This window comes from Novosphingobium sp. ERW19 (assembly GCF_012641315.1).
In the GTDB taxonomy this organism is placed as follows: Bacteria; Pseudomonadota; Alphaproteobacteria; order Sphingomonadales; family Sphingomonadaceae; genus Novosphingobium.
Genome location: NZ_JABAIC010000003.1, coordinates 348,663 through 363,756, shown reverse-complemented (window position 1 = coordinate 363,756; position 15,094 = coordinate 348,663). Strand labels below are relative to the sequence as shown.

The following is a 15,094-nucleotide window of genomic DNA, read 5'->3' as shown; positions in this document are numbered from 1 at the left end:
TTCCCTGAATATCCGAAGCGGACGCGTCCTTTTTCCATGCTTACCATCAACGGCATCACCGTGCGCCTCGGCGGACGCGACATCATTTCCCGCGCCTCGGTCGCCGTGCCGCCACGCGCCCGCGTCGGTCTGGTCGGGCGCAACGGGGCGGGCAAGTCGACGCTGGTCAAGGCGATCATCGGCGAGATCGAGCCGGACGAAGGCGCGATCGAAATGCCGCGCCGCACGCGTCTCGGCTACCTCGCCCAGGAAGCACCCGCCGGAAGTGCCACGCCGTTCGAAACCGTGCTCGCCGCCGATGTCGAACGCACGCAGCTGCTGGCCGAGGCCGAGACCTGCACCGATCCCGACCGCTTGGGCGATGTCCACGACCGCCTGCTCGCGATCGACGCCTACTCCGCTGATGCCCGCGCGGCGCGTATCCTCATCGGCCTCGGCTTTGACGAGACCATGCAGGCCGCCCCGCTCGACAGTTTCTCTGGCGGCTGGCGCATGCGCGTTGCGCTCGCTTCGCTGCTGTTCTCCGCACCCGACGTGCTGCTGCTCGACGAGCCTTCGAACCACCTCGATCTCGAAGCGACGCTGTGGCTGGAGAACTTTCTCAAGGCCTATCCGGGCACGCTGCTGCTGATCAGCCACGAGCGCGACCTGCTCAACAACGTGGCGGACCACATCGTCCACCTCCACGCCGGCAAGCTTACGCTCTACCCCGGCGGCTATGACAGCTTCGAACGCCAGCGCAACGAGCGGCTGGCACAGCAGGCGGCGGCGCGTGCGGCGCAGGAAGCCCAGGCCGACCGGCTCCGCGACTACATCGCCCGCAATTCCGCCCGCGCATCGACCGCCAAGCAGGCGCAGTCGCGCGCCAAGATGCTGGCCAAGATGCAGCCGATCGCGGCAGTGGTCGAGGATCCCTCGCTCAGCTTCGACTTTCCCGACCCCGAGGAACTGCGCCCGCCGCTGATCACGCTCGACCTCGCTTCTGTCGGCTACACCCCCGGCAAGCCGGTGCTGCAGCGGCTCAACCTGCGCATCGATCCGGATGACCGCATCGCGCTGCTCGGACGCAACGGCAACGGCAAGACCACGCTGGCCCGCCTGCTCGCCGCGCAGCTCGCGCCGATGGACGGGGCGATGACGGCGACGGGGAAGATGCAGGTCGGGTACTTCACCCAGTACCAGGTCGAGGAGATCGCCGATGGCGGCACCCCGCTCGAACTGATGACGCGGGCGATGGAGGGCAAGAGCCCCGCTGCGGTCCGCGCGCAGCTCGGCCGCTTCGGCTTCTCGGGCAATCGCGCGACGAGCGCGGTCGGCACGCTGTCGGGCGGTGAGCGCGCGCGCCTTGCCCTCGCCCTCGTCACCCGCGACGCGCCGCACATGCTGGTGCTCGACGAACCGACCAACCACCTCGACATCGACGCGCGCGAGGCGCTGGTGCAGGCGCTCAATGCCTACAAGGGCGCGGTGATCCTGATCAGCCACGACCGGCACATGGCCGAACTGGTGGCTGACCGTCTGGTCCTCGTCGATGGCGGCACTGCCAAGCCGTTCGACGGCAGCATCGAGGACTACATCGACTTCATCCTCGGCCGCAACCAGCCCAACGCCGAGGGGGCGTCCGAACCGCAGGCCAAGGGTGGCAACGCTCAAGACCGCAAGGCAAGGGCGGCGGCGCGCGAGACGTACAAGGCGCTGCAGAAAGCGCAGACCGAAGCGGAAAAGCGCGTGGCCAAATTGCAGGCCGAGCTGGCACAGATCGACCGCGCGATGTTCGAACCGGCCAGCGCCGCGCCGGAATTCGCCAAGCTCACGATGGGCGACCTGTCGCAGCGGCGCGCCAAGGTTGCGCAGGCGCTGGAGGAAGCGGAAGCTGCGTGGCTTGAGGCTGGCGAGGCGCTTGAATCGGCCAACTGACCGTCGCGGTCACCAGCGCCGAGGGCGAGGTTCCGCACCTCAGCGCGCGCAAGGGTTTACGGGGTTTACACGGTTCAGGGGTGGTTTCCCCACTCCCCTCCCCGTCATCCCGGCGGAGGCCGGGATCCATTTCAGCGGTTGACCTCACGACGTCGGCGACATGGGCCCCGGCCTGCGCCGGGGCGACGGGGGTTAGGGTGGGTTCCTCTTCCTCTTCGGCGAACAGCGCGGCGAGGCGGGTTTCGGTTTCGGCGGTGCGGGTGGTCCAGGTCTGGCGGGCGAGTTCGGCGGCTTGCGCGATGTAGCGCTTGTGGGCTTCGTCCCAGTCGTCCCAGGCCTCGTCGGGTTCGTCGTCGGCGGGATAGGGGCAGGCGCGCTTGAAGTCCTGTTCGGCTTCGCGGGCGCAGCGGGCGAGGAAGCGTTCGCGCGCCGGGTCGGCGAGGCCGGTGGCGGCGGCGGTGTCCTCCCCTGCGGCGAGCGCGAGGAGCATGTGGTCGAAGTCCTCGGCGAGATGGTGGACGGCTTGCGGGGCTTGCGCGGCGCGGGCATCGAGCCGGGCGAGGTGCGCCAGCAGCAGGCGCGTATCGAAGCGCCGCCGCTCGCCCACCGCCTCGCCCCGGAACCAGATCGTCTCGGTGGTGCCGTGGAGCGCGCGGGTGGCGAGCACCTGCTCGGCCGCCTCGCGCGCATGGAGCAGCGCAGCGTCCCACGCGGCAGCAAAGGCCGGATCGCGGCGACGGCGGACATAAGCCGTCTGCTGTGACACCCCCGCCACCCGCGCCGCCGCGCGCACCTGCCCGTGACGGCTGAGGTGTTCGAGGAACTTCGCGATGCGAATGGGGGTGAACTGGTTGGGGTGGAGCAGTGATGCGCCGTTCTCCCCTCCCGCAGGCGGGAGGGAGTCCCTTGGTTTCTCCCCTCCCGCAGGCGGGAGGGGTCGGGGGTGGGCCCTTCCTTCTTCTGTGTAGAACCCAAGTTCGCCTGACGGCGAATGCCCACCCCTAACCCCTCCCGCCTGCGGGAGGGGGACGCGAGCATTGCGCCAGGAATCGCCGGGAAGCCCGATATCCCGGCTCGCGGGAATCCACCCGCGCCCAAAGGAGGACGGCTGATGAGGATCGGCGGCATGCGGCATGGGCGGCTCCCGTTTGGAACGAAACAGGAACTTCTAGGCGAGAATGGGTGGTGTAGGAAAATGGTTTTGTGGATTCACGTGGAGGCGTGAACAAGAAGGAAGGCGCAGGGACGTTCCTCTAGACCGTCATCCCGACCTTGCCCTGGGACGCCGCTTCTTACAGCAGGCCATCAGCGAAAGGGTAGGTCACCGGATCATGGCCGGGTGACGGCGGAATGGAGATTGGGCAATTAGTAAACCGTTACCGCTGTTCCCTGCAAAAATCTTAAGCACCGCGACTTGAACAGGCGCTTCTTACTGATAACATAAGATTATACATTCCTGATATCTAGATAAACGAAATTTAGATGGGAAAATATTCTAATCTAGAACAAGGACAAGCAAGTTGCCGGATGTCGTAACTCTAGACGCTATGATTCAGCGGGCAGATTTTGCCATTGGTACACCAGATTCCGCGGGAACGGAGCAAATTCAGACCTTATCAGTCGAGTCACTGTCATCACAATCCATGATTGTGGCAATGCTTAGAAAGCCTGACTTTCAGCGTGAAACTAACCAATGGACCCCCCCCCCAGCTTGTAACCTTTTTGAAGAGCTATCTCGATCTTGAGTTAATTCCCTCTGTCATTTTATGGCGATCACCTGCCCATGTGTTTGTGATTGACGGAGGCCACCGACTATCCGCGCTACGTGCGTGGATTGAGGACGACTATGGAGATGGGTCTATCTCGCGAAAGTATTATGGAAACGAGATTTCGGACGATCAAAAGCGAATAGCCGACCGAGTTCGCAGATTAGTGGAAAAAGAGATAGGTCGATACTCTCAAATAAAGGATGCGTTAGTTAACCCCGAATCATATGATGAAGCGTCTGTACAGCGAGCCAGAAATATGGCCACGCGGTCGCTTTCTTTACAATGGGTCGTAGGTGATGCAGAAAAAGCTGAAAGCTCCTTCTTTAAGATAAACACGCAAGGAACGCCACTGGATAGAACGGAAGAATTGCTTCTTAAAAACAGGAAAAGGCCTGTTGCGATAGCCGCGCGCTCGATACTTCGAGCTGGTACTGGTAATAAGTATTGGTCAAGATTTGATGAAGCTAGTTCTGAGGAGATCGTAAGTCATTCACGAAAGATCCACGAACTAATTTTTAAGCCATATCTGAAACAGCCAATTAAAACTCTGCATCTTCCACTTGGTGGCGGCGCATCTCCGCTGCTTGCTTTAGATTTGCTCATTAAGTTTACTACGCTATGCAACGCATCACAAACAAATCCTTACCCAAAGATCGAAAGTTTCGCAGTAGATATTGATGGCGAAAGCACGAAAGCTACACTTAAGAATTGCTTCAAGGTAGCCTCTTGGTTGACTGGTAATGATGCGTCTAGCTTGGGCTTGCACCCAGCAGTTTACTTTTATACCGACCAAGGTCGACATAGTGCCGATATGTTTCTTGCATTCACAAGTTTGGTAGCGAGGAAGTTGGCATTTAATCAGAAGGTATTCTTTAAGGATTTCACCGACCATCGCAAGAAAATCGAAGATTTCTTAATTCAGTTGAAGCCAATGCTCGCTTTATTAATCAATTCGGTCACAAGCAGCCGTAGGGTACAGAAGTTGTCCGAGTTCGTGGAAGCCGTAGTCGAACAAGCAAAATCGGGCCATGATCTGGAAATAAATTGGGCGATTGATCAGATTTCTCCTAATAGTCGTGCAAAAATATTGACTGCATCGGAGGAAATTACAACTTCAACCTTCACAAAAGATACAAAATCCGCAATCTACCTGCGAGATTCATTGTCAGCGGCAATAAAGTGCCCAATTTGCGGAGGATTTTTAGAGCCTGCTAATTCCGCCTCATATGATCATGAAAAACCTGTACGTGAAGGCGGACTCGGCTCGATTGACAATGGCAAACTCACCCATCCTTATTGCAACACCGGTATAAAATGCTGACTTGGTTCCAACGCTCTTCTGAGGATCAATTACGTTGGCGGCTTACTCAATCCCCAATTAGCCGTCCGCCTAGGCGTTGCCGAGGCACAGCGTGGGCGGGCGATCCTTCGACAGGCTCAGGATGAGCGGGGCTTGGGCTTTGGGGTGCTTTCCACTTGCTTCGTCATGCTGAACTTGGTTCAGGAACCATTTTGCCGATTGGGCCTCCGCATGTGGGGAGAGATGGACCCTGAGCCGCAGGGCAGCGCAGCGAAAGCGTTCAGGGTGACGGGGTTAGTGTTTCGAGGTTGCGCTGTTGCGATGGTGCCCCTCCACCATCCTGCGGATGGTCCCCCTCCCCGTGGCGGGGAGGAACTGGGTGCCCCTCCGTCAGCCGCTGGCGCGGCTGCCACCTCCCCGTTTGCACTTCGTGAAAACAGGGAGGATCTGGTGGCATCCGGCCCGTTTGCACTTCGTGAAAACAGGGAGGATCTGGTGGTGTCGGAGGCGTTTGCGCTTTGTTGAGGGTGCCCCTCCACCACCTTCGGTGGTCCCCCTCCCCCGATCGGGGAGGAAATTCCGGCACTTCCGTCTGCCGCTTCGCGGCCCCCTCTCCCAACCCTCTCCCCTCAAGGGGAGAGGGCTTTTGGGGTCAGCGCTTCAGCAGGGGGGCCATGTATTGGCCGGTGAAGCTGCGGGGGTTTTTAGCCACCTGCTCCGGAGTGCCTTCGGCGACGATTTCGCCGCCGCGGACGCCGCCTTCGGGGCCGAGGTCGATGATCCAGTCGGCGGTCTTGATCACGTCGAGGTTGTGTTCGATCACGACGACGCTGTTGCCCTGTTCGACGAGGCGGTGGAGGACTTCGAGGAGCTTGCGCACGTCTTCGAAATGGAGACCGGTGGTGGGCTCGTCGAGGATGTAGAGCGTCTGCCCGGTGCTGCGGCGGGCGAGTTCCTTGGCGAGCTTGACGCGCTGGGCTTCGCCGCCCGACAGCGTCGTCGCCTGCTGGCCGACCTTGACGTAGCCCAGGCCCACTTCGTTGAGCATGTGCATCCGGTCCCGGATCGGGGGCACGGCCTTGAAGAACTCTTCGGCGTCCTCGATCGTCATGTCGAGCACGTCGGCGATGGAGAGGCCCTTGAACTTCACCTCGAGCGTTTCGCGGTTGTAGCGCTTGCCGTCACACTCCTCGCACGTCACGTAGACGTCGGGCAGGAAGTGCATCTCGATCTTGATCAGGCCATCGCCCTGGCACTTCTCGCAGCGGCCGCCTTTCACATTGAAGCTGAAGCGGCCGGCCTTGTAGCCGCGCGCGGCGCTTTCGGGCAGGCCGGCGAACCAGTCACGGATCAGGGTGAAGGCGCCGGTGTAGGTCGCGGGGTTGGACCTGGGGGTGCGGCCGATGGGCGACTGGTCGATCTCGATCACCTTGTCGCAGTGTTCGAGGCCAGTGACCTTGTCGTGCGCACCGGCGATCACGCGCGCGCCATTGAGCGTGCGGGCGGCGACGGCGTGGAGCGTGTCGATGGTGAAGCTCGACTTGCCCGAGCCGGAGACGCCGGTGACGCAGGTGAAGGTGCCCAGCGGGATCTTCGCGCTGACGTTCTGGAGGTTGTTGGCGCGGGCGCCCTCGACGCTGATGAACAGGCCGTTGCCGGGGCGGCGGTGCTTGGGGACCTCGATCCTGCGCGCGCCGGTGAGGTACTGGCCGGTGAGGCTGTTGGGGTTATTGAGGATATCGTCGAGCGTGCCCTGCGCGACGATCTCGCCGCCGTGGACGCCCGCGCCGGGGCCGAGATCGACGACGTGGTCGGCGGTGCGGATGGCGTCCTCGTCATGCTCGACCACGATCACGGTGTTGCCGAGATCGCGCAGGCGCTTGAGGGTTTCCAAGAGGCGGTCGTTGTCGCGCTGGTGGAGGCCGATGGAAGGTTCGTCGAGCACGTAGAGCACGCCGGAGAGGCCCGAGCCGATCTGGCTGGCGAGGCGGATGCGTTGGCTCTCGCCGCCGGAGAGGGTGCCGGAAGTGCGATCGAGGTTGAGGTAATCGAGGCCGACGTTGTTGAGGAAGCCGAGACGCTCGTTGATTTCCTTGAGGATGGCGCGGGCGATCTGGCTCTGCTGGCTGGTGAGCTGGCTGTCGAGATTGGCGTACCATTCGACCGCGGCGGCGACGGAGAGGCGGGTGACCGAGGAAATATCGCGGCCCGCGACCTTGACCGACAGCGCCTCGGGCTTGAGGCGCTTGCCTTCGCAGGTTTCGCAGGGTTGCGCGGTCTGGAACTTGCCCAGCTCCTCGCGCATCCACGCAGATTCGGTTTGCAGCATACGGCGGTTGAGGTTGCCGATCACGCCTTCGAAGGCCTTGTTGACGGTGTAGCTCTTCTTCCCGTCGATGAAGGTCAAGGGCACGGCCTTGCCGGCGGTGCCATAGAGGATGACGATCTTGACCTCGGCCGGAAGCGCGTCCCACGGCGTATCGAGGCTGAAGCCGAAATGCGCGGCAAGGCTGGCGAGGACCTGCATGTAATAGGGCGACGGCGGGTTGCTCTTCGCCCAGGGGACGACGGCGCCCTGCTTGAGCGACAGGTTCTCGTTCGGGACGACGAGCTGGGGATCGAACAACAGCTTTTCGCCAAGGCCATCGCAGGCGGGGCACGCGCCCTGGGGAGCGTTGAACGAGAACAGGCGCGGTTCGATGGACTCGATGGTGAAGCCGCTGACCGGGCAGGCGAACTTTTCGGAGAAGACGATGCGGTTGGCGGGGAGGCCCGTCTTCTTCATTCCCGCCTTCTGGGCCGCTTTCTTGCCCGTGGCCTCCGCCTCGTCCTCACGCCCCGGAACGACGCCATCGGCGAGATCGACATAGGCGAGGCCATCGGCCAGCTTGAGCGCCTGCTCGAAACTGTCGGCCAGACGGGTCTGGATGCCGTCACGCACGGCGATACGATCGACCACCACCTCGATGTCGTGCTTCAATTTCTTGTCGAGCGCGGGGGCATCCTCGATCGGCATGATCTCGCCGTTGATGCGGACGCGGGTGTAGCCGGCCTTCTGCCACTCCGCGAGCTCGCGGCGGTATTCGCCCTTGCGGCCGCGCACGACGGGGGCGAGCAGATAGGCGCGGGTGCCTTCGGGCAGGGCCATGACGCGATCGACCATCTGGCTGACGGTCTGCGCGGAAATCGGCTCACCGGTGGCGGGGCTGTAGGGGATGCCGATGCGCGCCCAGAGCAGGCGCATGTAGTCATAGACTTCGGTCACCGTCGCCACGGTGGAGCGCGGGTTGCGGCTGGTGGTCTTCTGCTCGATCGAGATGGCGGGCGAGAGGCCGTCGATATGTTCGACATCGGGCTTCTGCATCATCTCAAGGAACTGGCGCGCATAGGCCGACAGCGATTCCACGTAGCGGCGCTGGCCCTCGGCATAGATCGTGTCGAACGCGAGGCTCGACTTGCCCGAGCCGGACAGGCCGGTGATGACGATCAGGCTGTCACGCGGGAGATCGACGTCGATCCCCTTGAGGTTGTGTTCACGGGCGCCGCGGACGGAAATGGTGGTCAAGGACATGCGCGGCGGTGTTCCATATTTGTTCGGTTTTCGCAAGGGATTCGGGCACGGGAGAAGGCCCGGCGATCCTGGCCATGTGGGGAGCGGGAGGACGCGGTGCAATATGGGCTTTGGGGGAGCCGCCCTACCCTGCCCCCACGGTGCCGCGATGAACCGCGCGAGCGCTGCGACCGGCCGCAAACGGTTCGGCGCAAGGTGGATTGTGGCAATGCGCGCGCAAGGCGATCAAGGCCGCAGAACATGAGGGTCAAGGCAATGGACGTACGGACGGTGTGCAGCGCGCTGGCGCTTGGGGTTGTGGCCTTGCCGGGCGTGGCGCTGGCGGATGATCCCTATGACCCGCAGATGCGCACGCAGGCGGCACGCGAACGCGACCGCGCGATCATCCGCAAATTGAACCAGCAGGAACTCGCCCGCGTGCGCGAACGCGATGCCCGCTATGCAGAAGGTTGGGCCGCGTGGCGCGAGCATGACGCCCGCAATGGCCGTTCAGGACGCGACACCGACCGCGCCTATGCGCAAGCCCAGGACGATTACGAGCAGCACATGGCCGAATGGCGCCGCGCCGTTGCAGCGTGCCGGGCGGGGCGCTACGAATACTGCGCGCGGTGAGCGTGGCTCGAGGCGTTCACGGCACGAGTTTGCCCACGACTACCCCCTGCGCCGACAGCACCGGATTGAAGCCGGACGAATCCTTGAAGTGAACGTCTGTGATGCGGAACTGGAACTGTCCGCCCAGTTCAACGCCATCCGGCCCATAAAAGAGCCCGGACATGGAGCCCACCTTCGCGTTGTTCTGAGAAAGATCCGACAGGAAGCTGCGGCCTGAAGCGAAGCCGCTTGTAAAGAGTATGGGATCGTATGCCAGTGATTGCCCGGAGGTGCGATTGATCAAGATCGGCAACATCGAGCCTTCGAAGGTGCTGGCATCAAAGTTCACGAGAAACGTGGCTGCCCCCCTCAAATCCTTCCGGACCTGAGGGCTTAGCCCGGCCATGGCATCGCCATATATCTGGGCATTGTAGGTTGCCTTGCCGTTCCGGGGGCTGTCGAGGATGGTAGGACCGGTAACGCCCATCACCGCGAAATACGATTGTTCGATCGTGCCCGCCCCGGACGCTATGGTCTTCAAGAAATTGCCGAAGGTCGTATAGGACAGCTTGATATCGGGATTGGCGCCACCGGGATTGAACAGCTTGAGCTGCTCTGTCCCATCAGCGACAATCTTGCGGTATATTGTGTAGCGCGCGTCAGACTCGGCCGAAACAATGTCCTTTGCAGCGAGGCTGACCTGTTCCGACGAGCCGGGCTTGTAGGTGTATGAGCCGTCTGCAACGCGGAACTGCACTTTGGCGCCCTGTGTCTCGAACAGCACATCGTAGGGAAGGTCTGGTATGAACCGGTAGAGTTCGGCTGTCGGTCCGGCTTTGCCAATCATGAAGCCGGCGAAAGCGGCGCGGCTGTCAGGCGACTGCCCGTAGAAAGTGGCCCCGACTTCGTTGCCGCTCGGGCCATAAAATGCGCCCTCCCATTTTGCTGAAACACCGCCAAGGGTGAAGTCGCCATCAAAGCTGCTTGATCCGGAACTGATGCGCGAACTACCGGCCCATTCGGGACCTTCCTGATCCGCATTATCGTAGACACGCGTCTGGCGAGCCAGCCCCTGCGTCCGGATCTGTCCTGTCGCAAAGTCAACAACGACGACGCCGGATCCCCTGAGCCGGTACGCCGTATCCGTGACCAGCGTGCCAAACAGGAAAGTGCCAAAAAGCGCCTTGCCGGTCGTCGGTACTTGCGATGGGCGCGATGGGTAGCCGTAAGTGAAGGCCAGATCGGTGGCAGACACTTGGCCAGAACCGTTTATCAGTTTCTCGTAAAGGCCGCCGCCAACATAACTGCAGCAAGTTCCGCCGGAGTTGCTTGTCAGGAACAGGCTTTCCGATGTGTTGCCCGTCTCCTTGCGAAACTCGACCTGACGAAGCCCGGAAGCGATCACATCCGATCGCGCGAAGGACTGGTTTACTCCGTCCCCAGAGATGCGATAGCCGCCGGTTGCTCCGTCGTATGAGATAGAAAGGGGCGTCTTGGCCGCGCTGGCCTGAGTAGTCTGGCCCGTGTCAGAACTCACCACGGTCTGCAACTTCGCCGCAACATTAGCGAACGATTCCGAAACCTTGAGATCGTTCAACGAGGTGTTTGCAGGCGTAGGTGTAGGGGTGGGTGTCGGGGTTGGGGCAGGCGTTGGCGTGGGTGTAGGTGTCGGCGTCGGAGTGGGTGTCGGAACCGGCGTTGGCGTGCTGCTCACACCGCCGCCACTACCGCCGCCGCACGAGGCCAGCAGGAGGGCAAGCGTCGTGGTGGCCGTTGCGGCGAAAATCTTGCGGTTCACGGTTGCCCCAGTTTCTGGTCCGAATCCCTGTATTCGAACACCAATTCGGATGAAGAAATAGCCGGAAGCGATGATAATCGCGAACGTCTATTTGGCTCAATTATGTAATCTTTGTCACATTCTCAAAGGCTTGTTGAGATGGAAACGGGGCCGAAGAACAAATGCCCACCCCCTGCCCCTCCCGCCTGCGGGAGGGGGGAAGTGGTCGTGCTCAGTTCTTCTTGCCGAAGAGGGCGCCCTGGACGCTGAGCGTGGTGTCGGTGGTGCCGTTTAGGAAGAAGGTGTAGCCGGCCTCGACCCCGCGCGGGCCGAAGAAGGCACCGCTGAACGCGCCCGATGCGTTGCTTCCCGACAGCGTGCCGGTGAAGCCCGGGCCGGAACTGCTGATCGTGCCGGTGCCGTCGTAGTTGCCGATCTGGGTCACGGTCGAACTGCCGGGCAGCTTTCCGGCAAGGGCGAGGCTGGTGTTGACCGAATTGCTGCCGAAGTTGGCCGAGAACGTGCCGGTGGACTCTCCAAACAGGACATAGGGTTGCCCGTTCCTGGCCGCGAGCCCTACGACTTGCGTGGAATAGGTGGCGCTGCCGCTGCGCGGAACGTCGGACGCCTGCGTGGGCACGCCGCCGACCAGACCGTAGCTCCGTTCTGCGCCCGGCTGGAAATGCGTCCAGTTTCCGAGCAGGGTATAGCTGAGCTTGACGCCGTTCACGCTGGGACTGGAGATGGACAGGACATCGAGGTTGCCGTTGCCGCTGGGCTTCTGCCAGGTGACCGTGGTATCGTTCTCCTGGGTCACGTTGGCCGGGGTGAATTCGACGACAAGGCCGCTGCCGTTGTTGAGATTATAGGTATCGGTCGCCGCGAAATACTTGATCTCCACGCCCTGGCCGAAAGCAAGCGTGCTTTCGTTCCTGAGTTCCGGGCCGACGGGTACACCGGTGATACCGCCCGACTGGAAGGTCTGGTCGCCGGTCAATTCAGCGAGCGTCTTGTAGGTGACCGGCGGAGGCGTGGATGCCATGCCGCCGCCATCGCCGCCACCGCATGAGGCCAGCAGGGTTGCGAGCGAAAGCGTGACGGTAGCGTTGCGCAGCGTTGTGATCATGTTGCCCTCTGTTGCTGCCCGAATCTCCATTCCGGGCAACCTGATGACAAGAACTAGAAGCAAACCCTTACGGGTGCGAACGTAAAGGCGGGGCAAACATGTGATTTTGATCACAATCCCTGCGTGCGCAAAGGTGCATGATGGTCATGCTGGGCCGAATTTCGTCGGTAAACTACGTAACTTTGTCGAAACCATACAATCGCGCGTGACGAAACTTTGCTACGGCCTGCTAACCAAAGTTAGGGTTTCAGGGCCACCAAGCATGAGCGCCGACACTACAGTTCCAGCCAATCCGCCTGCGCAGAGCCTGTTCTGCCGCAGCGCGAGCGCGCGCGAGGACCGCCCGGCAATTTCGATGCGGGTGCGGGAAAGCTTTGCAGCCTATTTCGCGGCCGACTTCGCAGCGGCAATGACCGAGCATCGGCACGAGAACGACCAGATCGCCCCAACGGCGGCGTAAGACCTTTCTACATCGCCAGCGCCATGTGGCCGGGCTCACCCAGCCAGCGTGCATCGAGATTCCAGACGCGGGCGATGACCTCTTGCGAGAGAGCATCTCGCGGCTTGCCCTGTGCGGCGACGCGGCCGCCATCGAGCACGACGACGTGATCGGCGTGGTTCATCGCCAGGGCGAGATCGTGGACGACGAGTACGACTCCCCGGCCCTCTTCCGCACGCCCGCGCAAGGTGCAGATCAAGGCCTGCTGGTGGGCAAGATCGAGCGCGGCCAGCGGTTCGTCCGCGAGAATCCAGTGCGGCTGCGTGGCAAGGACGCGGGCCAGCAAAGCGCGGGCGCGCTCGCCGCCTGACAGGGTGGAAAGCGCGCGATCGGCCAGCGGTTCGAGCTGCATGGTCGTGATGGCTTGCGCGACGGCTTCGGCATCCTCTGCAGGGCTGGCGCGGTGCGGCAAGCGGCCGAGGCTGACAAGCGTGCGGACCGCGAGGTTCCACGCAACCTCACCCGATTGCGGAAGGTAGCCGATGCGGCGCGCTCGCTCCTGCGCGAGCATCTGCGCAAGCGGCTGGCTGGCAAGGGTGACGGTGCCGGTGGCAGGCTCGATCAGGCCGGCAAGCGCGGCGAGCAGCGTGGACTTGCCTGCGCCGTTCGGGCCGACAATGGCAGTGACACCGCCTGCGCGCAGTTGCGCGGTCACGCCATGCAGGCGGTGCGGGATAGAGACACCGAGTGCTTCGAGCATCATGCCAGTTCCCGCCGCAGCTTGAGGAGCAGGCGCAGGAAGAACGGGGCGCCGGCAAGGCTGAGCGCGATGCCGAGCCGCAACTCCCCGCCTTGCAGCGGAAACACCCGGCACAGGCAATCGGCGACGAGCAGCAGCAGCGCTCCGGCAAGGGCCGATGGGAGCAGGGTCGCCGAAGGGCGCTGGTCGGTGAGCGGGCGGACGAAGTGCGGGACCATCAGGCCGACGAAACCGATCATGCCGGCAACCGCGACGCCGCTGCCGACGATCAGGCCGATGGCGACGATCATCACGCCAAGCAGGCGCACAGGCTCGACCCCGAGCGAGCGGGCGGCGGCCTCACCGAGCGCCAATGCATCGAGCGCGGGGGCGGCGCGCCAGAGGGCGGCGAGGCCCAGCACGGTGAGCGGCGCGGCAAGCCGCAATTCGTGCCAGCCGCGATCGGCCAGAGCGCCCATCAGCCAGGTGACGATCTCGGACAGGGCGAAGGGATTGGGCGAGAGGCTGATGGCGAGGCTGGTCATGGCGCCGGCGAGGCTGGCGATCATCATGCCCGCCAGCGTGAACAGGGCGATGCCGCCGCTGCGCCCGGCGATCAGGGCAAGCAGGGCCATGGCTCCGGCGGCTCCGGTCAGCGCGAAGAGCGGCAGCGTGAGGGCCTGTGTTTCGTAGCCGGTGTAGAAGGAGAGGACCGCGCCAAGGGCCGCAGCGGGAGCGATGCCGAACAGGCCGGGATCAGCCAAAGGGTTGCGCAAGTAGCCTTGCATGGCTGCACCGGCGGCGCCCAGGCCGGCGCCAAGCGTCAGGGCGAGGAGCGCGCGGGGCAGGCGCAGTTCCATGAGGATCGCGGTGGCGTTGGGGACCGGGGGGCCGAACGGGTCAATCCACACCTGTCCGGCGAGGAGCGAGAGCGGGAGGGCGAGCGCGAGGGCGGCTGTGAGAACGATGACGGGGCGGGTCATCGCGAGTGCCCCTCCACCATCTGCGATGGTCCCCCTCCCCGTGCCGGGGAGGAATTGCGGACTTCCGCCAAGCGCTGGGCGGCGGCGATCAGGGTGGGGCCGCCGCAGTATAGGAGTTTGGGATTCAGGGTGGCGCGGCGGGTCTTGTTCAGCGCCTTGAGGGCGGGGTGACTGAGGACGCGGTCATCGCCTTTTCCGGTTTCGGCGGTCTGCCCGGCGACGAGGATCAGTTCTGGCGGGTCGGCGAGCATCTTCTCGAGCGGGAGGAGATCGGCTTGGCCAAGACCGCGCGCGGCGGCGAAATTGGTGTAGCCGGTGCTGCGCAGGAGGTCGACGATGAGGGTGCCGTCGCCGGGGACCATGCCGCCCGACTGCCAGACGACGGTTTCGATCGGGCGCGCTCCGGCTGGCGGGGCAGCGGCGGCGAGTGCGGCGTCGATGCGGGCGATCAGCGCCTCGCCGCGATCCGGGTGTCCGGACAGCGCGGCGATCTGGCGGATCTGGTCGCGGCTGGCCTCGATGGTGCTGGCCATGCCCAGTGTTTCAAGCCGCAGGCCGAGGCGCTGGTAGGCGCTGGCGGTGGCGGGATCGATGAACGTGCTGCCAAGGACGAGATCGGGCTTGAGGGCGAGGACTTCCTCGACCGTGCCACGCGTTGCGGGCAGCGCGCTGGCGAGGCGCGCGTCCATCGAGGCGGAGCGCGGGTCCTTGCTGTAGTGCGAGATGGCGAGGATCTGCGCCGGGTCGGCAACTTCGGCGAGGATTGCGTCGGTGCAGGGATTGAGGCTGACGATGGTGGGGTGCGCGGTCGCGCGAGATCCGGGAGTGGCCTTGCCTTGGGGGATGCAGCTGGCGGTAAGGGACGCTGCGAGCAAGACCACC

At 63.3% G+C, this 15,094-nt stretch carries 11 protein-coding genes; 4 read left to right on the top strand and 7 right to left on the bottom strand.

Annotated elements, in window-relative coordinates:
- The first annotated feature begins 36 nt into the window (after positions 1–36).
- A complete protein-coding gene (locus HGI46_RS07810) occupies positions 37–1,917 on the top strand; it encodes an ABC-F family ATP-binding cassette domain-containing protein (RefSeq protein ID WP_168903718.1) in 1,881 nt (626 codons plus the stop codon).
- Here HGI46_RS07810 and HGI46_RS07805 read toward each other — a convergent pair.
- A complete protein-coding gene (locus HGI46_RS07805; RefSeq protein WP_168903717.1) occupies positions 1,811–2,683 on the bottom strand; it encodes a hypothetical protein in 873 nt (290 codons plus the stop codon). The two genes, HGI46_RS07810 and HGI46_RS07805, sit on opposite strands and share 107 nt — an antisense overlap.
- A gap of 956 nt (positions 2,684–3,639) precedes the next feature.
- Between HGI46_RS07805 and HGI46_RS07800 the strand changes: the two genes are divergently transcribed.
- The gene (locus HGI46_RS07800) at positions 3,640–5,007 is read left to right on the top strand and encodes an HNH endonuclease (RefSeq protein WP_168903716.1); all 1,368 of its coding nucleotides are present in this window, start codon (positions 3,640–3,642) and stop codon (positions 5,005–5,007) included.
- A gap of 631 nt (positions 5,008–5,638) precedes the next feature.
- Here the strand turns inward: HGI46_RS07800 and uvrA are convergent.
- Positions 5,639–8,557, bottom strand: coding sequence for an excinuclease ABC subunit UvrA (gene uvrA / locus HGI46_RS07795; protein ID WP_168903715.1), 2,919 nt, complete (start codon positions 8,555–8,557; stop codon positions 5,639–5,641).
- 240 nt (positions 8,558–8,797) lie between these two features.
- Between uvrA and HGI46_RS07790 the strand changes: the two genes are divergently transcribed.
- A complete protein-coding gene (locus tag HGI46_RS07790) occupies positions 8,798–9,169 on the top strand; it encodes a hypothetical protein (protein ID WP_240946636.1) in 372 nt (123 codons plus the stop codon).
- A gap of 16 nt (positions 9,170–9,185) precedes the next feature.
- Here HGI46_RS07790 and HGI46_RS22435 read toward each other — a convergent pair whose 3' ends face one another.
- The gene (locus HGI46_RS22435; RefSeq protein WP_206065596.1) at positions 9,186–10,946 is read right to left on the bottom strand and encodes a transferrin-binding protein-like solute binding protein; all 1,761 of its coding nucleotides are present in this window, start codon (positions 10,944–10,946) and stop codon (positions 9,186–9,188) included.
- Positions 10,947–11,157: 211 nt separating this feature from the next.
- A complete protein-coding gene (locus HGI46_RS07780) occupies positions 11,158–12,051 on the bottom strand; it encodes a transferrin-binding protein-like solute binding protein (RefSeq protein WP_162895987.1) in 894 nt (297 codons plus the stop codon).
- 262 nt (positions 12,052–12,313) lie between these two features.
- Between HGI46_RS07780 and HGI46_RS07775 the strand changes: the two genes are divergently transcribed.
- Positions 12,314–12,511 (top strand): hypothetical protein, encoded by a 198-nt coding sequence (locus tag HGI46_RS07775; protein ID WP_168903714.1) that lies wholly within the window; start codon positions 12,314–12,316, stop codon positions 12,509–12,511.
- 7 nt (positions 12,512–12,518) lie between these two features.
- Here the strand turns inward: HGI46_RS07775 and HGI46_RS07770 are convergent, their stop codons facing one another.
- The 3 genes from HGI46_RS07770 to HGI46_RS07760 are packed head-to-tail and all read right to left on the bottom strand — an operon-like array spanning position 12,519 to position 15,093.
- Entirely contained in the window at positions 12,519–13,253 is a 735-nt protein-coding gene (locus tag HGI46_RS07770; protein ID WP_240946635.1) for an ABC transporter ATP-binding protein, read from the bottom strand.
- Positions 13,250–14,212, bottom strand: a complete 963-nt coding sequence (locus tag HGI46_RS07765) for an iron ABC transporter permease (RefSeq protein WP_168903713.1) — start codon at positions 14,210–14,212, stop codon at positions 13,250–13,252. The genes HGI46_RS07770 and HGI46_RS07765 overlap by 4 nt, the downstream gene beginning before the upstream one ends.
- Positions 14,209–15,093 (bottom strand): ABC transporter substrate-binding protein, encoded by an 885-nt coding sequence (locus HGI46_RS07760; RefSeq protein WP_346766691.1) that lies wholly within the window; start codon positions 15,091–15,093, stop codon positions 14,209–14,211. Before HGI46_RS07760 ends, HGI46_RS07765 begins: the two co-directional genes overlap by 4 nt.
- Position 15,094 lies beyond the last annotated feature (1 nt).

Excerpts from the sequence above, each read along its gene's own strand:
- HGI46_RS07765 (WP_168903713.1), bottom strand. The coding sequence starts at position 14,212 with ATGACCCGCCCCGTCATCGTTCTCACAGCCGCCCTCGCGCTCGCCCTC.
- uvrA (WP_168903715.1), bottom strand. The coding sequence starts at position 8,557 with ATGTCCTTGACCACCATTTCCGTCCGCGGCGCCCGTGAACACAACCTC.
- HGI46_RS07810 (WP_168903718.1), top strand. The coding sequence starts at position 37 with ATGCTTACCATCAACGGCATCACCGTGCGCCTCGGCGGACGCGACATC.
- HGI46_RS07775 (WP_168903714.1), top strand. The coding sequence starts at position 12,314 with ATGAGCGCCGACACTACAGTTCCAGCCAATCCGCCTGCGCAGAGCCTG.
- HGI46_RS07790 (WP_240946636.1), top strand. The coding sequence starts at position 8,798 with ATGAGGGTCAAGGCAATGGACGTACGGACGGTGTGCAGCGCGCTGGCG.
- HGI46_RS07780 (WP_162895987.1), bottom strand. The coding sequence starts at position 12,051 with ATGATCACAACGCTGCGCAACGCTACCGTCACGCTTTCGCTCGCAACC.
- HGI46_RS07770 (WP_240946635.1), bottom strand. The coding sequence starts at position 13,253 with ATGATGCTCGAAGCACTCGGTGTCTCTATCCCGCACCGCCTGCATGGC.